Raw genomic sequence first — 20,738 nt, forward strand, 5'->3', positions numbered from 1 at the left:
TCCGAGAACTGCAAAGCCTCGAATGCGCCCGCGGCGCTCAGGCCATGGCCTTCATGCTGCCGGCCATGCGCGGCGTGGGGCGCAGCAGGCTCTTCACCTGGCTGTAGGGCCTCGGCCGGTTGATCACCTCGTCGAGGCGCGACCACAGGGTCTTGGGCGAGAACGGCTTGGCGATGATCTCGTTGACGCCGAGCGAGATGGCTCGGTCGACCACGTTGCGGCGGGGCTGGGCCAGCATCAGGATGATCGGCACGGTGGGGCACGGCGAGGTGGTGGGCGTGCGGGCGAGCCGGATGAACTCCTCGCCGGAGAGGATGGCGAGGTCCCAGTCGATGATCGTCAGGTCGGGCTTGCTCTCGGCGAGGACGCCGAGGGCCTCGGCGCCGTCCGGCGCCTCCAGCACGCGCTTGATGCCGACACGCATGAACATGTCGCGCACGATGCGGCGGATGTAGAGGCTCTCGTCGACGACGAGGGCGGAGAGGTCGGGGAAGGTCGGGGTCGCTATCATCGGGCCGGAACCTGGCCGTGCGCACGGCCGGGCGGGAGCATAGGCCCGCGCGCCTTGTGCTTTCCCTAACGCCGATTCTGCGGGGCCGGCTCCGGGCGTCCGCAGGCTGCCGCGGGGTACGCTTCCGTATTCACAATTCTGGGTTGTGAGTCGCGGCCGCCCCCCGGCTCGGTAGTTCGCCACCGGAAAGTGATGGAACCAGCCGCCTCCGGGACAGAAGGTCCTTGCGGTACGGCCGGGTTTGCGTCAGGACTGAGGCGTTATTCTTGGTTACCGCGACCAGGAGTAATGATAGTGCGGAGCGTGGGCTGTCTGGGATGGCGCGCACGCGGTATTCGAGACGATGGTCGGCGGGACGGTTTTTGCGAGCTTTCTATGGGACGTGGTCGTGATTTCAGGGGGCCGCAGAAGCGCGGCTTCGATGAGGGTGGCGAGCCGCGGTGGCCGGACCAGGCGCCGCCCAGCGGCGGTTACGGTGGCGGCGGCTTCGGCGGTGGTTACGGTGGCGGTGGCGGCGGCTTCGACCGCGGCCCGGCGCGCGGCGCCTCTCCGGCTCCTTCGGGCCCGGAGCGTGACGCCACGGTGAAGTGGTTCAACAAGGAGAAAGGCTTCGGCTTCGTCGAACTCGGCGACGGGTCGGGCGATGCCTTCCTCCACATCCGCGCTGTCGAGGCTGCCGGTCACGCCGACCTGCTTCCCGGCACCCGGCTCACGGTCCAGACGGCCCAGGGCCAGAAGGGCCCGCAGGTGACGAACGTCATCAGCGTCGACACCTCGACGGCCGAGGCGGCTCCGCCCCGGCGCGACCCGCGTCCTCCCCGTTCGGGCTTCGGCGACCGCTTCGGCGGCGGCGGCGACCGCTTCGGCGGTGGCGACCGCTTCGGCGGCGGTGGCGGCGGCGGCGGCCGGTTCGCCTCTGGCCCCTCCGTCGAGATGACCGGCACCGTCAAGTGGTACGACCCGGCCAAGGGCTTCGGCTTCGTCTCCGTCAACGACGGCGGCAAGGACGTGTTCGTGCACCGCTCCGCCCTGTCGCGTGCGGGTCTCGACTCGCTCGCCGAAGGCCAGCAGGTCACGCTCGGCGTGGTCGAGGGCCAGAAGGGCCGCGAGGCCCAGAGCATCACGGTCGAGGATTGATCGCGGCCGCGCGCGACTGAGGCGGCCACGCCTTCGCCGTGTTTCCGATATGAGCTTGACGGCGGTCCCGATGGGGCCGCCGTTTCGCTGTGTGCCGCCGGGATCTCATGCGCGCTCTCGCATTCCTCGCCCTGACCCTCGTCCTGCCGCTCCCCGCCGCGGCCGAGGACTTCACCGGCTTCTATGCGGGCGTGAATGCTGGCTACGCGCTCGGGCGCGACCGGGAGCCGGATCTCGTCTCGCCGAACGGCTCCGGGCCGTCCGCGGGAGCACCCGGGACCGGGCTTCCGCCGAGCGCGGTCGAGGCCGCGCGGACGATGCGTGACGGCCGCGCGGGCACCCGCTCCGACCGCATTCCGCGCTGACGGGGCGCAAGCCCCGCCTCCTCCGGGAACCGGAGCCGTCCGTCGGACGATTCCCGTCGACTCGAGCAGCGGATGCGGGAGACGGCAGAGCCATGACCTTCGAGACGACCCAGCGGCAGATCCGGGCCAGCGTCCTCGCCGTGGCGGGCCTCGCCGCCCTCGCCCTCCCCGCCATTGCGGCCGATCTGCCCAAGGTCGCGATCGTCGCGACCGGCGGCACCATCGCCATGAAGCTCGATCCCGCCACGCAGGCGCCCGTGCCGGCCCTCTCGGGCGAGGATCTCGTCGCGGCGGTGCCGAAGCTGAAGGAGATCGCCAGCGTCGCCGTGACGGAGTTCAGCAACGTCCCGAGCGACTACATGGGCCCAGACCGCTGGCCCGATCTCGCCCGCCGCGTCGAGGCGGTCCTCGCCGACCCGGAGGTGAAAGGCGCCGTCGTCCTGCACGGCACCGACACCCTCGACCAGACCGCCTACTTCCTCGACCTGACGCTCAAGAGCGATAAGCCCGTCGTGCTCGTGGGCGCGCAACGCAACGCCTCGGACCATGACGCGGACGGTCCGCGCAACCTCCTCAACGCGGTGCGCCAGATATTGGCCGAGGGCGCGGGCGGGATGGGCGTGACGGTGACGCTCAACCACCGCATCAACGCGGCGCGCGAGGTGAGAAAGACCCACACGAGCAACGTCGAGACTTTCGATTCCGGAGATGCCGGCATTCTCGGCTACGTCGACGAGGACCGGGTGGTGTTCAGCCGCAAGTCCCTGCGCCGGCAGACCCTGCCCCTGCCCGACCGGATGCCGCGGGTCGATCTCGTCGCGATGTATGCGGGTGCGGACGGCTCCCAGGTCCGCCACGCCGCGGAGAGCGGCGCCGAGGCGATCGTCGTCGAGGCCTACGGCTGGGGCAACGTCAACGCGCCGATGCACGACGCGATCAAGGCGGCGGTCGAGCGGGGCGTGCCCGTGATCGTCGCCACGAAGGTCTACGACGGGCGCGCGCTGCCGGTCTACGGCTTCAAGGGTGGCGGCAGCACGCTGAAGAAGGCGGGCGCGGTCTTCGCCGGAGACCTGACGCCGGACAAGGCCCGCATCCTGGCCCTGCTCGCCCTGCCCGGCACGAAGGATGCGACCGCGCTCCAGGCCCTGTTCGATAAGTGACGGGGCCGGAGCCCGTCACCTCGCCCGCTCGCCGGACGGCGGAAGCGGGATGATCACGGGTTTGCCGGACACAGGGTCGAGGATGATGATCGCCATCAGGCCCTCCAACGCTCCCCCAGGGCGAGCAGTCGGCTCCCCTCGTGTGGCCGTTTTGTGATCCGCGCGGATCGGACCGGCGGGCCTGGGGATAACTCCGCCCTCCGCACCGCCGACCCGGACGCTCGGGCGGCGCCGGCCACGACCTTCAGGATGCGGATTCCGGCGGAGCCTGCTAACCGGTCTCGCCGCGCGGCCGCGGCGGGATCGGGTACTGCGCGGATGCGGGTGGGAGCGGGATGAACGCGGTCACGATCATCGTCCCGATCTTCGGCATCATCCTGATCGGCTGGGCGGCGGCGGTGGCCGGCCTCCTGTCGGACCGGGTCAGCGACGGCCTGTCCGAGTACGTCTTCGCTATCGCCGTGCCGGCGCTGATCATCGGCACCCTCACCCGCCCCGGTCTCACGGGCGAGCTCGCGTGGTCCTACTGGTTCGCCTTTTTCGGCGGCGCCGGCCTCTCCTGGGCGATCGGATCGCTGATCGCGATCCGCCGCCACGGGATCGGGCGGCAGGGGGCGGTACTGCACGGATTCGCGGCGAGCCAGTCGAACACCGTGTTCGTCGGCGTGCCGACGATCCTCCAGGCCTACGGCGAGGAGGGCGCCTTCCCGCTCTTCCTCCTGCTCGCGGTCCACCTGCCGCTGATGATGGGCTGCGCCACTTTTCTGATCGAGGCGGAGGGGGACCGGCCGCTGCTGCACCGCCTGCGCGGCCTCGCCCTCGTCCTCCTGAAGAACCCGATCTTCATCGCCCTGCTGATCGGGCTCGCCATGAAGAACGCGGGCGTCGTGCCGGGGGGGCCCGTCAAGTCACTCATCGACGCCTTCTCGGCGACCGCCTCGACCTGCGCGCTCGTGGCCTTGGGGGCGGGACTGAAGCGCTACCGCGTGCTGTTCGACCTGCCGGGCGCGGCCGTGATCGCTCTCCTGAAGCTCGGCATCCACCCGCTGGTGGTGTGGCTCCTGGCCTTCCACGTCTTCTCGATGCCGGCCGCCTACGCGGGCGTCGCCACGCTCTTCGCGGCCATGCCGGTGGGCATCAACGCCTACCTGCTCGCCGCCCGCTACAAGACCGAGACCGGCCTCGTCGCCGCGTCGGTGCTCGTGTCGACGCTGGCCGCGCCGCTCACGACGCTCGCCTGGCTCATCGTCCTCGGGCGAAGCTGAGGCGTCTAACGAACCGGGAGCAGGTGGAGAATGGTGCGGTCGGCGTCCCGGACCACGATCCGCCAGCCGTGCTGCCCGAACAGCTGCCCGCTGCGCTGCATCTCCTCGATCGCGCTCGCTGCCTGACGCAGAGCCTGGTCGAGATCGGTCACGACGACGCCGGTCTCGTCGGCAAGCAGCGTCATGCCATCCGTGAGGTCGAAGAAGAGGCGCTGGCTCAAGGACCTTCTCCCGGAGGGAGCGCGTGGGGCTTGGCGGGCGCGGTTCAGGAACGCGTCTTGTCCGGTGTTCCGCGATACGAGCGAAATCGCACGATTTCAATAAGATGTTGCAACTTCGAATATCGACCGCTAGGAATTTCGGATAGAGCGTTAACTATTCGTTGATATCTAGTAAGTTTGTCGACAAAAAGGTACTAGTTCCGCATATGTTAATAATTAGTACCCAGCAAACGTACGAAATCAGACGAACAATTATACGCTCTCTTGTAAGTGTGTAAACGAGATTACACTGCGAAATTGAAGCAATAAAACGATTCTGGTCGGAAGTTGTCGCAAACAACAGACGTACCATCAATAAAAACAAACACTCCACTTGAGCCGTTCGCTCGGCGTACGAGGCAGAGCCGGCTCTCCGTCAGGTACCGTACTGTTCTGGCCTTGCCTCGTTCTCGAGGGGAGCATCGACATGTCATCCGGCGATGAAGTCCCGACGGCCCTCGTGGCGTCGAGTTCGTTCGTGCGGGAGGGGCTGACCTCCTTCCTGGGCGGCACACGGTTCCGGGTCACCAGCGCGCCGACCGTCGAGGCGACGGGCGAAGGCGGACCTCTGCTGATCCTGGCCTCGCTCGACGACGCGAGCAGCGTCGAGGCCACGCGCACCTTGAGGGCGGCGCGGGCGGACGCCATTCTCGTCATCTTCGGGCGGGCCGACGCTCCGACCTCGCTTCCGCGCGACCTCTGCCTCACGGCGCAGGCGGTGCTCGACCGCGATATCGGCCGCGACACCCTCGTCAAGGCGTTGGACGCGGTGATGTCCGGGGTGACGGTGCAGTCGGCGAATCTGTTCTCGTGGATGCTCGACCGCCCGCGGGCCGCGATGGAGGCGCCGGCCGGCGCGCAACAGATCATCGTGGCCGGAACGGACGAGGCGGAAGCCCCGCCCTGCCACCCGCTGTCGAGCCGCGAGCTCAACGTGCTCCGCTGCCTCGCGGACGGTGCCTCGAACAAGGTGATCGCCCTGAAGTTCGATCTCGCCGAGGCAACGGTGAAGATCCACGTCAAGAACATCCTGCGCAAGCTGAAGACGCAGAACCGCACGCAGGCCGCGATCTGGGCCCGCGAGCACGGCATCTATCCGAAGTGAGGGGTAGACCCCTGACGGCGGGGTCCGCGGACCCCGCCGCGATCAGGCCGGCAACCGGTCGAGCAGGCGGTTCCCGAAGAACGGCACGAAGCCGAGCCTTGTCAGGCGGGCCCGGGCCCGCAGTCGCGTGACGGTGTCGTCGAGATACTCGATGGCGAGGACGGGAAGGCCGCGCGCCCGCGCCCGCTCCAGGTAGGTCATGCTCCAGCGCACGTCGTCCTCGGTGTTCTCCTTGCCCGCGCCGTGCAGGTTGTAGAGCAGGCTCTCCTTGCTCACCGCGTCGATCGCCGTGCAGTAGGCGTCGTTCATCAGGAGCGGCTCAGCGTTCTGCGCGACGACGAGGAAGCCGGGCCGCCGCGCCTTCGCGCGCTCGGACAGAGTGCGCACGAGGTCGACCATCTCCCGCCGCGCCTGCATTTCCCGCTCGCGCCAGTCGCCGTAGGCGTCGATCCGGTCCAGGAAGACCCCGTCGAATCCGGCCGCGCAGAGCGCGTCGATGGCGCCGCCCTCCCCCGCGATCATCGTGCGCCAGGTCGGCGTCCAGTACTTCACGGCGAAGCTGCCGGGCCAGCGCGGGTTCTCGGGCCCGAGCCAATCCGGCGGCGTCTCCCGCCACGCGGGCTGCCAGTAGGCGCGGTAGCTCTCGGCCTCGCCGACGCTGAGGTAGGCTAGAACGAGGCGCCGGCCGCCGTCGGGTCTCCGGCGCAGGTTCGGGACGGACTCGACGTCGATCCTCTCGCCGTTGACGATCGGGTCGAGGACGATCAGGTCGAGGTCCGAGGCCGCGACCTGCGCCAGGTCGATCTGCTGGTACTGGCAGCCCCAGGATCTCACCTCGGTATCGCCGAGGCGCGCCGAGACGCGGCGCCCGATCAGGGGCGCGGCGCCGATCCCGGCCAGCACGGCGAAGCCGAGAAGGCCCGAGGTGAGTAGTCCGCGGCGGCTCATGAGGCGGCTGCCGGGGCGCCGGATCCGTGGTCTCATGGCTTGCCCGCCCCGAGGGCTGCCTCCTTCTCGACCGCGGCCGTCGCGGGCCGTCCGGTCTCAGGCGGCACGATCCGGGCCCGCAGCACATCGCCGGGCTCCAGGACGTCGAGTTCGCTCGCGCGCAGCGTCTCCGTCGCCTCCACGGTGCGGCGCACGATCTCGAAGGTCACGATGCCCCCCTCGCGCCCGATCGCCGGGCTCGTCCGGGCCATCATCGTGGCGGTCGCCGCGAGGTTGAGGTAGGCGCGCTCGGCCGCCTCGGCCTCGGCCTCCACTGTCGCGATGTCACGCTCGAGGGTCAGCCGCCGCTCGCTGTCGGCCTGGACCAGGGCCTTGCGGGCGGTGTCGAGCCGCTGCTCGGCCTGGAGCAGGCTGATCTCGATGTCGCGGCGGCGGCCCTCCATGTCCACGTAATCGCGCCGGACGTCGGCGACGCGCTCGTTCTCGACCACCTGCCGGGCGAACAGCGCCTCCATCATCTTGAGCCGCTCGCCGCGCACTTTGATCTGCGCGTCGAAATTCGCCATTCGCTGCTTCAGGAGCTCGATCTCGTCCTGCGTCGCGGCGATGGCCCGCTCGCGCGTGGCGCGGGCGCCGGCGAGGTTCTGGGCGCGGAGCTGCGCCATGCGCTGCTCGCCGGCCACGAGGGAGGCCGAGCCTTCGGCGCCGACGAGCTGGCGCAGCCCGTCCGCGGACTTGGCGACCGGCGTGCCGTCGCGCTCGGCGATGAGCGCCGCCTTGCGCAGGAGGAGCTGCTTGAGACGGTCGCGCGCCGCGTCCCGCCGCTCCAGCTCGCGGTTCGTCTCGATCGCCTGGGCGGGCATGCCGCTCTGGATGTCGCCGCCCGCCAGCGCCACGGCCTGCAGCACCATGAGACCCGGCACGTAGGTGAAGGAGCCCGGGTTGCGCACGGCGCCGATCACGTAGACGGGGGCCCGCTGCAGCACCGAGACCGTGATGTTGCAGCGGCGCCGGAACATGCGGTCGAAGGCATCGCCGAGATCGGCCTTGAAGGCCGCCGTGGTGCGGCCCGCCGCCTCGATGCTGCCGAACAGCGGGAGCGACACCGCGCCGCCGGGCTCCACGCCGTACTCGCCCGAGAGATCGACCCGCGGGTAGACGGTCTGCATGATCGCGGCCGCGTCGCCCGAGCGCGGCTTGTCGACCTCGGGCGCCTCCGGGATCTCCATGGTCTCGAAGATCATGACCTTGAGCCGGTCGCCGACCCGCAGCACCGTGTCGCCCGCCGCGAGCGCGGGGGCGGCGACCAGCAGGAATCCGGTCGCGAGCAGCGCGGCCCAGGCCCCGCTGCGCTTCGCGCCGCCGCTGCCCGTGCGGCGCCGGTGGAACAGCCTGTGCAACCCCATCGTCTCCTCCTGCCCGAAACCCGATGACCCGTCAGACGGGACGCGCCTGCGTCGCGCTGCCCACGAAAACCCGGTAGTCGATCGACCCCAGAACCTTGATCAGCGCGAAGAGCGAGGCGAAGCCGGACACGATGCAGGCCAGCATGTAGCCGGTGCCGAGGCTGCCCGGCTCGAACTGCGAGACGAGGAGGGTCAGAACCGCGAGGCTCGCGAGGAAGATGACCTGCAGCGTCGCGTAGACCCGGGTCGCGTCGAAGAAGATCAGCAGCGCCGAGCACGACATGAACAGGTACTGGAACAGCGCGCCGACCGTGCCCATCCGCAGGATGCCGATCTGCCGGAACTGAAGCCCGACCGCCTCGACGATCGCCGGCGCGGTGAGCACCACGATCACGCACAGGGCGGTCTGCACCACCATGATGTTGGCGAGCGTGCGCGTCGTCTCGCGCTCCAGGATGCGCCCCTGCGCCCGGATTGTCTTGAGGGTGGCGTGGGTGTCGATGGCCTGGAAATAGGCGCGGTAGCGCTCGAAGAAGGTCGTCTCCAGGCTCGTCACGAAGAGCGCGAGGGCCGGCACCACCGTGAGGCTCGCGATGAACATCGGCCCGTCGTAGAGCGGCGCGTGGATGAGGCCGGCCTCGACGCGCTCGCCGTACCCGCTCGTCCAGATGATCCACTTGTCGACCCAGACGCTGACCGCGCCGGCCGTCGCGCCGATGGCGAGGGAGGGGCTGCAGCGCAGGCGCGCGGCGAAGGCCGCCCGCGCCGCGATGAGATCCCGGCAAGGCGACGGGAAGGTCGAGGCGAAGCGCGCGGTGAGCCAGAGGAAGACGATCATGAAGCCCGCCGCGAGGCCCCAGACCATCGGCACAGGGCCGTAGCCGTGCAGGGCGGCGGTGACGGCAAGGCCCGCGCCCGCGAGAAGGCCCGTGACGAAGGCGAGCGTCACCTGGAGGTAGTCCCGCACCGCGCCGCAGAAGGCGAGGCCGACCCAGACGAGGCTGACGATCTGAGCGCCCGCGATGCCCGCGCTCGCCACGTCGGCCGTGACCGGCAGCAGGAGGATGAAGACGAGGCCCGACAGGAGCGCCGTCGTCGCGCTGGCGGCCAGCAGCGTCATCACGAAGACGGCCCGCACATCGGCGTATTGCCGGCGGTACAGGGCGTCCGCCAGCACCCGGGTGCCGACCATGGCGACCGGCGACGTCCCGACGAGCGACAGCGAGAAGATGTAGACGACGAGGACGCGGAAGGTCGCCATCGCGTCCTCGCCGATCAGGGGCGAGGCCGCCTCGCCGATCACGAGGATCGCCAGAACCGTGTAGAGCCAGGGACCCGCCGCCACGATGGCGGCGTGCGCCACCGCGGCCACCGGCCCCAGGATCTCGTCGCGGCTGCCGAGCCGCCTCAGCTCGAATCCGATCCCGGCCATCGGTTCTAGCTCCCGGCGACGATGGCCTCGGCCCGTCCGGGCGCGAGGTAGTGGGCGTAGGTCTCGCGGTAGGCCGCGAGCGCGTCCTCGGAGGCGTAGTAGCGGCGCACCCGCGTGCGCAGGGCCTCGCCCTGGCTCCGGCGCAGGGCCTCGTCGCGCAGGAGACGCTCGGCCGCCTCCGCGGTGTCGTTCGGGCTGACGAGGGGCGTCACCGCACCGCCCTCGCCGATCCGCGGCACCTCGGTCGAGCGGCCGTGCAGGATCTCGCGGCAGGAGCCGACGTCGGTGGCGACGCAAGGGATCCCAGCGGCACCCGCCTCGAGGATGACGAGCGGCTGCGCCTCGCTGAGGCTCGTCAGGACCACGATGTGGACCTGCGAGAAGTACTCGACGAGCTTGACCGAACCCGTGAAAATGACGGTCTCGGCGAGATCGAGGTCCCGCACGAGGTCGAGGCACTCCTCGAAATAGATCGGATCCTCGTCGGTCGGGCCCATCACCAGGGCGCGCAGGTCCGGCATGCGGCGGCGCAGGATCGCCGCCGCCTCGATGTAGGACTTCACGTCCTTGATCGGAACGACGCGGCCGATCAGGGCCATGGTGGGCGGCTGGTCCGGCCCGGCGACCGGCAGCGCGGCGAAGCTCTCGACGTCGATGCCGTTCGCGACGACCGCGAGGCGCGTGGGCGCGGCGCCGAGCGCCTTCTGCAGGCGCTGGTTGTCCTCGTAGAGGGTGATGATGCGGCTGCAGGCCTGATAGCAGATCAGGGCGTGCGCATCGAAGATCTGCATCCAGATGTCGCGCAGGTCGACGCGCTCGTCGTTGAGCGAGATGCCCTTGTCGACCGTGTCGCAGATCCACTCGGCCATCAGGATCTCGACGCGGCGCTCGTTCGTGTAGATGCCGTGCTCGGTGATGAGGGCGGGCCGCCCGGTCTCGTGGGCGGCGCGCGCGGCCAGAAGGCCGGCATAGCCCGTCGAGATCGTGTGATAGACCTTCGCCCGCGGCAGAGGCGCCTTCAGCACCGCGAACAGGCCGCCGAACAGGGCGCGCCAAGCCCAGAAGAAGTGCAGGAACGAGGCGTGCGGCATCAGCCGCTCGTACATCTGGCAGGTGACCCGCCAGGAGAGCGGAGAGGCCATCAGGCTCGCGAGCGTCAGCCCCCGCGCCGGATCGTTCACGAGCTCGACGAGGCGGGCGAAGGTGTCGAGCCCGCCGCCGCGCACGAGGGCGATGAGCTGATCGGCGAGCACATCCTCGGTCTCCTCCGTCCGCGCGTTCTCCTGCCAGGGCTGCGAGCGGAAATCTGTGTGCAACTGCAGATCCGAGAAGGCCACGACGTTCTCGGGCAGCGCGTAGCGGATCTCGCGGGGCCCGGCCCCCGGCACGATGGCCACGACCGCGAAGGTCAGGTCCGGATTGCCGCGGATCAGCCAGTCGACCCATGTCGAGACGCCGCCGCGGACATAGGGGTAGCAGCCCTCGACGATGAGGCAGACGTCCGCCTCGGGGGGAGCGGCCGGACCGCTAGACAGGAACCGCATGGCGCCCTCCGTTCCGGGTGGCGTCCGCGGCGCGGACGAGGAGCGCGTGCAGATCCTGCGTGCGGCCCAGTTGCATCAGGCTCTCGGCCGTGGCCTCGGCCAGACGGTCGCCGCGGCGATAGGAGCCGGCGGTCGAGCGGGCCAGCACGTCCTCCCAGCGCCCGAGGCCGGCGAGCAGCGAGCACAGCAGCGCCGTGGCGCCCCGATGGCCGGGCGCCTGCGCCAGCGCCTGCTCGCACAGGGCCGCCGCGCTCTCCCGAGCAGACCGGGCGTCGGCCTCTTCGAGGAAGCCGCCCTCCGCGATGCGCGCCAGTTCAACCGCCTGCACGAGGAGGTCGGCCGGCGCGGCCGAGCTCTGCGCGCCAGCCTGGCTCCTCTGCAGCTCGAGCCGGGCACGGGCGCGAAGCTTCACCGAGACGGCGGCCGCGTGAACGCGGATGCTCGGCTCCGCGCTGCGAAGGGCCTGCCCGAGCAGGGGCCGGTAGTCGGGATGATAGGCGAGCCCGATCAGGCCGAGGAGCGCCTGCTGCTGCGCCAGCGGGCCTTCGAGCACGCTCGGGAAATGAGCGACGGCGGTCCGGTTCGGCCGTCGGGCCCGCCCGTCCACGATCTGGGCGTGCAGCGTCACCGCCGGGTTCGCTTCGCCGAGGCCGGAGATCTGCCGGTACCAGCTCTCGAGCTCGTGATGGCTCACGGGGGTCCGGGCGAGGATCAGGTAGAGCGCGAGGGCGGCGGCGGCCCCGACCGGCCCGGTGGAGGCGGCCAGCAGCAGCGCGATCACGCAGAGGGTGAGGTCGTCGGCGAAGACGGACCGGCGGGCGACGAAGACCAGAAGCGTGATGCCGTGGGCCGCGAGCGCCGCCGGGGCACCCGCCGTCTCCGTGAGGAAGGCGCCGAGGATCGCGGCCTCCGCGAGGAGAAGACCGGCGAGTGCCGCGAGCGGCCCGGCCCTCAGGCGCGCGGCGTAGCTCAGCGGCTCCATGGCGCCTCTCCCGAATCTGCCGCGAGGCCGCCCAGGAAGTGAGGCAGGTAGGAGGGCGGCATCGCCTGTTCCGGGGCGATCCGCTCCGGCATCACGAAGTCCGCCATGCCGATCTCGTCCGCCGCGAAGCCACCGATGACCATCCCGTCCGTCGCCGCGTGACGCGCCGCCGTGCCCGACCCGCGGTGTCGGTTACGTTCGATCGCCTCGCCCAGCGCAGCCGCGATCGCGGAGACCGCGACGGCGCTCGCCGGATCGAGCCGGTCGGGCGGGACCGTCTCCAGCACGAACAGGCCGAGGCTGCCGCCCGTCTCTCCGGCGCGCACCGAGGCAGCGAAGATGCCAACACCGTCGAGGAGGCTCGCCTCGCTCTCGTCGAAGACGCTGAGGACCCGCGGGCGATGGCAGGCGACGGCGTAGACGAGGGCCGTGCGCACCGGGAAGCAGGCATCCAGCCGAGCGCGCTCGGCATGGGTATGGCGCAGCTCCCCCTCCTCCAGGGGAAAGTAGGTCCAGCGCGCGTGGCCGAGCCAGGCCTCTACCGCGTCGTGCAGCGCGGCCATCAGATCGGGCTCGCCCGACTCGCGCAGGCGCTGCAGGCTCGCGAGCCCCGCCTCGAGTGAGCCGGCGCGGGCGGTCGCGGCCCGGCGCTCATGGACCGCGGCGTGCTCCTGCAGCTCGCCGCAGAAGCCCGCGATCGTGTCGCGCTGCTCCTGGGTCACGCGAAGCCGTTCCTCCAGGGCGAGGCGCTCGCGGATCTGGCGGTTGCGCAGGCCGCCGATCACGATGGCGCAGAGGATCCACAGCACCGGCTCGCGCCAGACGCGCAGCGAGTAGGTGTAGAAATCCTCCTGCGAGGTCTGGGGCGGCCATCCGGCCAGCCAGCTCAGGCCCGCCGCGAGGGCGGCCACGACGAGCCCGGTGCCGCTGCCGTACTGCACGCTGAGCAGGACGACGGGAATCCAGAACGGGTGCGGCGAGATCTGCGCGAGCGAGGCCGGCCCGGGGATGATCCATTCGATGATCATCAGGAGCAGGAAGAGGAAGCAGGCCTCGTACTTGCCGCGGATGCCCGACAGGCGCCGCGTCAGCCAGCCCGGCTCGCCCGCGGCGCGCTCCTGCGCACCGGCCGCCATCGCATCCTGTGTGGTCTGGGCCGCTATCACCGTGGGATCCCCGCCAAATGCCGGCTCGTTGCGATGGTGATCGCCGGGCCTGTCGCGCGTCCGAGCTGCGTGGCCAGGGCGCGGTAGGCGGCGTGGAGGCTCTCGGGCAGCTGCATCCGCTGCTCGAGATTCTGAAGGGTGGCGAAGGCTGCCTGCGGCGAGTTCAGGCGCATCACGAGGTCGAGCCATTGCGCCAGCTCGGCCGGCGGCAGCCCGTCGAGGTCGGCCTCGGCCAGTACCAGCCGGGCCCGAACCTGCTGGCCGAGATGCAGAGCGAGCCGGGCGGCGAACAGGGGCCGGCGCCGCAGAACCGCGTCGGGGAGCGCCGGCTGGAGCAGGGCGATGGACGAGAGGCCATACTCGGCGGCGATCGCCTCGGCGAAGAGCGCCTGAGCCTCCGTCTCGGCCGGCCGGGAGCGCAGCAGCGCGAAGCGCGACCAGATCAGCGTCGGGATGCCGGTGGCGGCGGCCGCGGCCACGTAGCCGTCGATGTTCGGCTTGTTGAGCGGCATGCCCTCGTAGGGCCATTCGAGCAGGAGCGCGGTGGCGAGGCGCCGATTGCCCTGCTCGGCGAGGCTCTTGGCGAGGTAGAGCTGCGCGTCCGGATGCAGGATGGCGCTCGCCTGAGCGAGGCCGCGGGCCTCGGCGAGCGGCGCCTTGGTCGCGAGCCTCAGCGTCATCTGGGCGGCGAGCCAGGGCTTGCGCCAGGCGGCGAGCCAGCGCTTGGCCCGCTCGGCCGCCTCCGCGTAGCGGCCCTGATCGATCAGGAGCTCGAACAGGAAGCGGCGCGGCCGCTCGACCGAATCGTCGAGGTGCTCGTCGAGCCCTCTCAGCACCTCCACGGCCCGGGGCATCCGTCCCTCCGCGGCGAGGAGCTGCGCGAGACGTTCCGTCTGGTCCGGCGTCAGGGCGCCCCGCTCGGCGAAGCTCTCCAGGGCGGCGCACTCCTCGGCGAATCGGCCGTGGAAGCGGTGGAGCGCGACGAGCTTCGCGACGTGCACCGGATTCGCGTCGACGGCGGCGAGCTTGGCCTGCGCCTCGATCAGACCGTCGACGTCGTCGGCGGCCTCGTAGGAGCGGACGAGCCAGGCCAGGGCGTCGCGGTCGCGCGGGCGCGAGAGAACGTAGAGCTCCATCAGGTCGGCGGCCCTGGCCCGGTCGCCGGCCGTGTCCTGGAGCATCGCGAGCGTCATCAGCACGCGGGGCTTCGCCGTACCGGTGGCGAGAAGCCGCTCGATCTCGACCACGGCCTCCACGTTGCGGCCGTCGCGTACCAGCATCGCGATCCGCTCCTCGGGACCGGATTGCAGCAGGTAGGCCGTCACCGCGGAGATCACGAAGGCGATCGCGACGAGGAGTTTAGCGACGCTCATCGCTGCCTCCGGTCTCGGGGAGGCGCCCTTCGACGCTGATCCGGAGCGGCTCGAGGCCGACCATCGGCACCGTGAAGGCCAAGCGCCCGAGTGCGTCGGCCTCGGCGGTGCCGCTCCACAGAACCGCCTCGTCGCGACGGGCCGTCACCGTGTAGTGGCCGGGCGGGACGTCCGCCCAGCGGAATTCGCCCGGCCCGAAACCGGACGCCTCGAAACGCCAGCCGCCGTCGCCGCGCGACAGGCCCGAGACGCGCCACCGGCTCTCCGACAGCCCGACCGGGCGTGCGGCGGCACCCTCTCCGCGCAGGACCACGCGCACCTTCTCCACGCCCGAGTCCAGGGCGAGGTAGAGAGAGCCGCCGTGCCGGCTCTGTCCGATCACGCCCTCGGAGGCCGCGAGATCGGCCTCGATCGCGTCCGCGTCGTCGAAGCGGAGCGTCTGGATCGAGCCGCGACGGCGCACCTCCCAGCTTCGAGGGCCGGACACGGCGATCTCGACGCGGGGAAAATCGTCTGCCAGCGCGGCGTACTCGCCCGTGCGGATCGGGATCAGGGCGGAGCCCTGCGCCTCGCGCAGGTAATCCTCGATCTCGGAGAGCGCCTCGGGGTTGCCGACCGTCGCGAGCCGGTAGTGCAGATTGAAACCCTTGAGGCGCCGCGGCGTCTCCGTGGCGGCGAGCGTCGTGCGAAGCCCCTTCAGGGCCGCGACGGCCGGTCGCCAGGCCTTTCGAACGGGCAGATCGTCGGCCGACACGGCGTAGACCTGACGCTGCTCGCCGACTGGGCGCGCGAGGGGCGGCAGGTGCGCGACGGAAGGATAGGTCGCGTCGAAGCGGGCCTCGCCGCCATTGATGTTGCGCAGACTGAGGCCGCGCGTGAGCGCGATCGCCTCCTCCGAGGGTTGCGCGTCCCCGCTCCACTGATACAGCCGCACACCCTTGCCCGGGGGCGCCAGCGCGTCCGCGACGGCCCAGGCGCCGCGTGTCTCCTGGGCGAGATCGAAAGGCGTCAAAAGGTAATTGCGCGGGTACTCGCGGGCTTTGGCCACGTAACGGTCCGTGCGCGCGTTCGTGCTCACGAGGTCGGTCAGGCGGCGCAGGCCGAACCGGCCGGCCGGGCGCGCCACCGCGACCAGCTCCTCCTCGCGGGCGCGGCTGTAGCTGTCGAAGAAGCGCCACGCGTAGGGGCGGGTGTAGGAGGAGACGCTCGGCTCGACGGCCGGATGCGACCAGATCTCGCGCACCAGGGCGCGGGGCGTCTCGTTGCCGCCGATAGCCGAGTCGAGATCGCCGGGCGTGAGGGCAAACGTGACGGGCAGGTCCGGGAAGGCCGAGACGATTTGGTCCAGGAAGAGGCCGGCGACGAGAACCTGCTCACGGTCCTTCGACAGGACGACGTGATTGAGCCCCTCGCTCTCGACATGGCTGAAGTAGATGCGGCGGCCCGACAGCGTGGTGACGTCCGGCACCGGCACCGGCCCGTCGCGCAGCGCCCGCGCGAAGAAGGCGAAAGGGTCGATCAGCCAGCGCGCCCGGCCGAGCCCCTGATCTTCGACCATCGCGAAGCCGCTCGCCGCGTATCCGCCGCGGGGGCTCACGGCCACTGCGACGCTGCGCCCGCCGCCCTCGCGCTGGGGCAGGATCAGTTCGAGCCAGGGTTCGAGGTCGGGGCGCGCGGCGTCGGTGACCTCGTAGGGCGGAAGCACGGCGTCGGCCGCGCCCTCGAACGCCGTGAGCGCGGGATCGCGCGAATGCAGCTGCGTGCCGAGCGTGAGATCGACCGCCCTGCGGCGGTGTCTCAGCCCGATCTCGCCGAGGAGCGCGTCGCCGGCCGCAGCCTCGTCCGTCCAGAAGGAGGCGCCCGTCGTGCCGAGGATCACCCAGCGCCGGGCGGTCCGCACGGCCGAGCGCGCCCAGGCGAGATACGCGTCGCGGGCCGCGGGCGGCGTCGAGAACCAGGTCAGCACGCCCGCGTAGCGCCGGATCTCGGCGGCGCCCGGAAGCGGCCTGCGTATATCCCTGTAGGCGATCGTGTAGCCGAGATGGTTCAGCGGCAGCTCGGCGAAGCGATGGATCCGGGTCTCGTCCGCGGTCGGCTCAAGGTCGCCGTCGTAGAGTGCGAGGACCTCGCGCGGCACGACGCGCCCGGGTTCCGCCTCGGACGCAGCCCGGCACGGTGCAACCGACAGCGCGAGCCCTACCAGCAGGACCGCGCGCACGATCGCTCCCTGGAGTCCGGGAAGCGTAAGGGCTCCTCCGCGCCTTGATCCCACGATTCGGATGCCTTCCCTGGGATGGTCCCGCCGCCGGTCGAGAACAGTTCGGCCGCGTCGGCCGAGCTTCATGACGAACACACAGTAGCGTCACCGTCGGCATTTCTCGATATGTCCCCCACCGAAGACAAAGCCAGGGTGCATAGTGGTTAGTACATAATACTACCAAAGAGCTAGATTGAAGTTTTCTTCGATTTGCATTCCATTTAAGGCGCGGAAACATATCGCCCTACTCGCAAGCAGAATGTTTCGATCAAAACATGGTCTGATAGCGAAATAGGCAACTTCATTTCCGCGGGGACGGGAATTGTCCTCCTCAATACATTGCAACGCGCCTTCCTGTAGGGCGCGCGAGAACCCTTGCGTCGTTCGACGAACGCGGCCGCGCGACTGTTGTCGCCCGCATGGAGACTGAGATGCCCCACGTGATCGACGGCAGCCTGCTCGACTGGACGAATGAAGATCGGTTGGATCGTCCGGGAACAGGAACGGCCGGCTACCAACTGTATGGCACGTTCGAGAACGGACAGTACGTCTTCGCCATCAACTCGCCGATCACGATCGGGCTCAACACGACGATCTGGTTGAACACGGACAGGAACATCACGACCGGCAAACAGGCATTCGGCGGCACGGCGGACACGGGCGCCGAGTATTACATCAACGTCACGAGCGAGGGGATCCCGGTCCTCTACAACGCAGCGAATGTGGTGATCAGCCAATCGCTGGCGTTTCAGTATTCGCTCGACAAGAAGTCTCTCGAAGTCGCTATCCCGATGGCCCTGATGGGCCAGGCGACCGCTGGCCTCGACGTCAAGATGGATGTCAACGACGGCATCTACCTGCCGAGCCCGGTCGTCGGCAACACGATGACGGTCAAGGATCCGGCGCTGCTGCCCGTCGTCGACGCGACGCCGCTGAAGATCGGCATCGTCTACTCCGAGACGAGTGCCGCCCGCTACTTCGGCGGCACCGATGCGGGCAAGATGGCCTACTCGCAGCTCTTCATGGCCGCCCAGAATCAGGCGACCGCGGCGGGCGTGCCCTTCGACGTGCTCACCGAGGCGGACCTCAAGAACCTCAGCAAGGTCGCGGGCTACGACGCGATCGTCTTCCCCTCCTTCACCAACGTGAAGTCGGCGGATGTCGCGCAGATCCAGGACGTGCTGACGGACGCCGTCTACAAGTATCACGTCGGCCTGATCACAGCCGGCGAGTTCATGACGAACAACGAGAACGGCGTCGCGCTGCCGGATGCCTACGCCCGCATGCAGTCGCTCCTCGACCTCACGCGCGAGGGCGGCACCACGACGCTCGGCGGCGACCCGGTCCAGATCGTCGCCAATGTCGGGTCGGACGTCTTCCCCGGCTACCAGGCCAACGAGGTCGTCCGCGACTACGCGAAGATGAGCACCTCCTGGTACAAGAGCGCCGACGGCACGCCGGTCACCCCGATCGCGACGCAGAAGGTGACCGAAGGGAACGCTACCACCGAGCACGCCGCCGTCGTCGGCACGCAGACCGGCGGGCGCAACGTCCACTTCGCCAACGAGAGCCTGCTCGGCGACAACAACATGCTGCAGCACGCGATCGACTACGTCGTGAAGCCGGCGGCCGGCCCCAGCCTCAGCCTGCACATGAGCCGCGACAAGGCGATCGTCGCCTCGCGGACCGACATGGACCAGGCGATGGAGACGGCCGACGTCAGCCCCGAGAGCGGCGCCCCCGGCATCTACGACAAGCTTCTGCCGATCCTCGACGAGTGGAAGAAGGACTACAACTTCGTCGGATCCTACTACATCGACATCGGCACCGACCCCGCGAACGGCCAGACCACGAATTGGGCCGTCTCGAAGCCGTACTATGACGCGCTGCTCGCGGCCGGCAACGAGATCGGCTCCCACTCGATGTCCCATCCGGAGAACACGAACCTGCTCACTCCGGAGCGATTCCAGGCGGAATTCGAGACCTCTCGCAACACGATTAGCCAGCAGCTCGGCATCACCGTGAAGGGCGCCGCGATTCCCGGTGCGCCCGAATTCCTGCCTGCCTCCATCGCGATCGAGAAGTACTACGATTACATCACCGGTGGTGCGACGCTCGTCGGGGCCGGCTACCCGGGCGCGATCGGCCACCTCCTCCCGGACGATCCGAAGGTCTACATCGCGCCGAACATGTCGTTCGACTTCACGCTGGTCGGCTTCCAGCGCAAGACGGCGGCGGAAGCGTCGATCCAGTGGCAGAACGAGTTCAAGAGCCTGACCGCGCACTCGGACCAGCCCATCGTCGTCTGGCCCTGGCACGATTACGGCCCGACGAACTGGGTGACCGACGAGAATCTGGTGCCCGGCTATACCAAGGAGATGTTCACCGACCTGATCAAGACGGCCTACGATTACGGGTCCGAGTTCGTCACGCTGGCCGACCTCGCGCAGCGCGTCGCCTCCTTCGACGCGACGAACTACCATTACAGCTTCAACGCCACGGCGAACTCGGTCACCGCGACCGTCGCGTCGGCCGACGCCGGCAAGTTCGCGCTCGACCTGAGCGGTCTTGCCGCCGACACCAAGATCAAGAGCGTGGCGAACTGGTACGCCTACGATTCGGACAGCGTCTTCGTCGCGAAGACGGGCGGCACCTACACGATCAATCTCGGCAACGGCATCGACGACGTCACCCACCTGTACGACGTCACAGACCGCGCGGAGCTGACGAGCGTCACCGGCGACGGCTCGAACCTGTCCTTCTCGGTCGTGGGCGAGGGCAAGTTCCTCGTCGATTTGCGCGACCCGTCGGGCGGCGTTCTCACCGTGACGAGCGCGGCCGTCGGCGATCTCACCTACTCGGTCGTCGGCGACAAGCTCGCCATCACCCTGGCGGGGCTCGGTGCGCACACGGTGAACATCACGCTGACCGGCGGGGCCCAGCCGCAGAACCGCCCCTTCTTCGGTGACGTGAGCTACGATCCGCACAGCGCGGCCGGCGAGGTCTACGCCCTCTACGACGCGGTGCTGCACCGGCCCTCGGACGCGGACGGCCAGCAGTACTGGACCGGCCTGCACAGCTCCGGGCTGTCGCTCCACGATATGGCGCAGACGTTCCTCGACTCGGCGGAGGGACGGCTGAACCTTGGGTCTGGCAGCAACCAGTCCTTCGTCGAAGCTCTCTACCTCACGGCTCTCGACCGCGCCGGCGACGCGCCGGGCGTGCAGTGGTGGACGGGTGTCCTCGACCAAGGGATGTCGCGCGCGGACGCCGTCTTGGGCTTCGCGTTCTCTGCGGAGAACCTGGCCGGACTGCAGTCAGCGTACGATAGGGGCATCTTCACGGCGGACGCCGATGCAGGCGATGCGGCTCGGCTCTACCACACCCTCCTCGACCGGGCACCGGATGCCAGCGGCCTCCAGTACTGGTCCGGCGCGTTGAAGGGCGGCGTCAGCGACGCCGATGCCGCGCAGAGCTTCTTCGCTTCGAGCGAGTACCAGACAAAATACGCTGGTCTCACCGACGCGGCCTTCGTCGACATGCTCTATCAGAACGCGCTCGGGCGGCAGGCCGAGAGCGCCGGCCACGATTACTGGACCGGCGTGCTGACACAGGGCGGCAGCCGCGCGACGGTCGCTGCGAGCTTCGCCGAGAGCCAGGAAGCGCACCAGCACCTGATGCCGTTCATCGAGACCGGCTGGCACCTCGCCTGAGGTCTCCCGCCCCTGTGACGTGAGGCCGGGGCGGCGCTCGCCGCCCGGCCGCCCATTCAGCGAACCTTCGTATTAAGGGAGTGTGGAGAGATGTGCGGCATCGTCGGCATCGCC

At 69.7% G+C, this 20,738-nt stretch carries 16 protein-coding genes; 6 read left to right on the forward strand and 10 right to left on the reverse strand.

Annotated features, from left to right (window positions below; translation table 11 throughout):
• Positions 1-37: 37 nt before the first annotated feature.
• Entirely contained in the window at positions 38-511 is a 474-nt protein-coding gene (locus tag MOX02_RS20215; protein WP_147027597.1) for a response regulator, read from the reverse strand.
• Between the two features lie 375 nt (positions 512-886).
• On the opposite strand from MOX02_RS20215, the gene MOX02_RS32705 reads away from it, so the two are divergent.
• The 4 genes from MOX02_RS32705 (at position 887) to MOX02_RS20235 (ending at position 4,438) form a co-directional block, all read left to right on the forward strand.
• Positions 887-1,648 (forward strand): cold-shock protein, encoded by a 762-nt coding sequence (locus tag MOX02_RS32705; protein WP_147027598.1) that lies wholly within the window; start codon positions 887-889, stop codon positions 1,646-1,648.
• Positions 1,649-1,755: 107 nt separating this feature from the next.
• Positions 1,756-2,013, forward strand: coding sequence for a hypothetical protein (locus tag MOX02_RS20225; protein WP_147027599.1), 258 nt, complete (start codon positions 1,756-1,758; stop codon positions 2,011-2,013).
• Between the two features lie 92 nt (positions 2,014-2,105).
• Positions 2,106-3,173: an asparaginase gene (locus MOX02_RS20230; RefSeq protein WP_147027600.1), complete on the forward strand. Its 1,068-nt coding sequence runs from the start codon at positions 2,106-2,108 to the stop codon at positions 3,171-3,173.
• Positions 3,174-3,508: 335 nt separating this feature from the next.
• Complete coding sequence (locus MOX02_RS20235; protein WP_147027601.1) at positions 3,509-4,438, forward strand: AEC family transporter; 930 nt, start codon at positions 3,509-3,511, stop codon at positions 4,436-4,438.
• Positions 4,439-4,443: 5 nt separating this feature from the next.
• On the opposite strand, the gene MOX02_RS20240 is transcribed toward MOX02_RS20235, so the two are convergent.
• The gene (locus MOX02_RS20240) at positions 4,444-4,659 is read right to left on the reverse strand and encodes a DUF6894 family protein (protein ID WP_147027602.1); all 216 of its coding nucleotides are present in this window, start codon (positions 4,657-4,659) and stop codon (positions 4,444-4,446) included.
• A 466-nt stretch (positions 4,660-5,125) separates the two neighbouring features.
• On the opposite strand from MOX02_RS20240, the gene MOX02_RS20245 reads away from it, so the two are divergent.
• Positions 5,126-5,803, forward strand: a complete 678-nt coding sequence (locus MOX02_RS20245; RefSeq protein WP_147027603.1) for a LuxR C-terminal-related transcriptional regulator — start codon at positions 5,126-5,128, stop codon at positions 5,801-5,803.
• Between the two features lie 42 nt (positions 5,804-5,845).
• Here the strand turns inward: MOX02_RS20245 and MOX02_RS20250 are convergent, their stop codons facing one another.
• The 8 genes from MOX02_RS20250 to MOX02_RS20285 are packed head-to-tail and all read right to left on the reverse strand — an operon-like array spanning position 5,846 to position 16,872.
• Positions 5,846-6,751, reverse strand: coding sequence for an MJ1477/TM1410 family putative glycoside hydrolase (locus tag MOX02_RS20250; protein ID WP_170267936.1), 906 nt, complete (start codon positions 6,749-6,751; stop codon positions 5,846-5,848).
• 32 nt (positions 6,752-6,783) lie between these two features.
• Positions 6,784-8,157 carry a polysaccharide biosynthesis/export family protein gene (locus MOX02_RS20255; protein ID WP_147027605.1) on the reverse strand — a complete coding sequence of 458 codons (1,374 nt, stop codon included), beginning with the start codon at positions 8,155-8,157 and terminating at the stop codon, positions 6,784-6,786.
• 31 nt (positions 8,158-8,188) lie between these two features.
• Positions 8,189-9,589 carry an exopolysaccharide Pel transporter PelG gene (gene pelG, locus MOX02_RS20260; protein ID WP_147027606.1) on the reverse strand — a complete coding sequence of 467 codons (1,401 nt, stop codon included), beginning with the start codon at positions 9,587-9,589 and terminating at the stop codon, positions 8,189-8,191.
• Positions 9,590-9,594: 5 nt separating this feature from the next.
• Positions 9,595-11,133 carry a GT4 family glycosyltransferase PelF gene (gene pelF / locus MOX02_RS20265; RefSeq protein WP_147027607.1) on the reverse strand — a complete coding sequence of 513 codons (1,539 nt, stop codon included), beginning with the start codon at positions 11,131-11,133 and terminating at the stop codon, positions 9,595-9,597.
• Positions 11,117-12,115 (reverse strand): hypothetical protein, encoded by a 999-nt coding sequence (locus tag MOX02_RS20270; protein ID WP_147027608.1) that lies wholly within the window; start codon positions 12,113-12,115, stop codon positions 11,117-11,119. The genes pelF and MOX02_RS20270 overlap by 17 nt, the downstream gene beginning before the upstream one ends.
• The gene (locus tag MOX02_RS20275; protein ID WP_147027609.1) at positions 12,103-13,281 is read right to left on the reverse strand and encodes a hypothetical protein; all 1,179 of its coding nucleotides are present in this window, start codon (positions 13,279-13,281) and stop codon (positions 12,103-12,105) included. Before MOX02_RS20275 ends, MOX02_RS20270 begins: the two co-directional genes overlap by 13 nt.
• A complete protein-coding gene (locus MOX02_RS20280) occupies positions 13,278-14,654 on the reverse strand; it encodes a tetratricopeptide repeat protein (protein ID WP_147027610.1) in 1,377 nt (458 codons plus the stop codon). Before MOX02_RS20280 ends, MOX02_RS20275 begins: the two co-directional genes overlap by 4 nt.
• Entirely contained in the window at positions 14,641-16,872 is a 2,232-nt protein-coding gene (locus MOX02_RS20285) for a polysaccharide deacetylase family protein (protein WP_147027611.1), read from the reverse strand. Before MOX02_RS20285 ends, MOX02_RS20280 begins: the two co-directional genes overlap by 14 nt.
• 470 nt (positions 16,873-17,342) lie before the next feature.
• Here MOX02_RS20285 and MOX02_RS20290 point away from each other — a divergent pair, with 470 nt between their 5' ends.
• Positions 17,343-20,624, forward strand: a complete 3,282-nt coding sequence (locus MOX02_RS20290; protein WP_170267937.1) for a DUF4214 domain-containing protein — start codon at positions 17,343-17,345, stop codon at positions 20,622-20,624.
• The last annotated feature ends 114 nt before the right edge of the window (positions 20,625-20,738 follow it).

The sequence above is a fragment of the Methylobacterium oxalidis genome (assembly GCF_007992195.1).
GTDB classification, from domain to species: Bacteria; Pseudomonadota; Alphaproteobacteria; order Rhizobiales; family Beijerinckiaceae; genus Methylobacterium; species Methylobacterium oxalidis.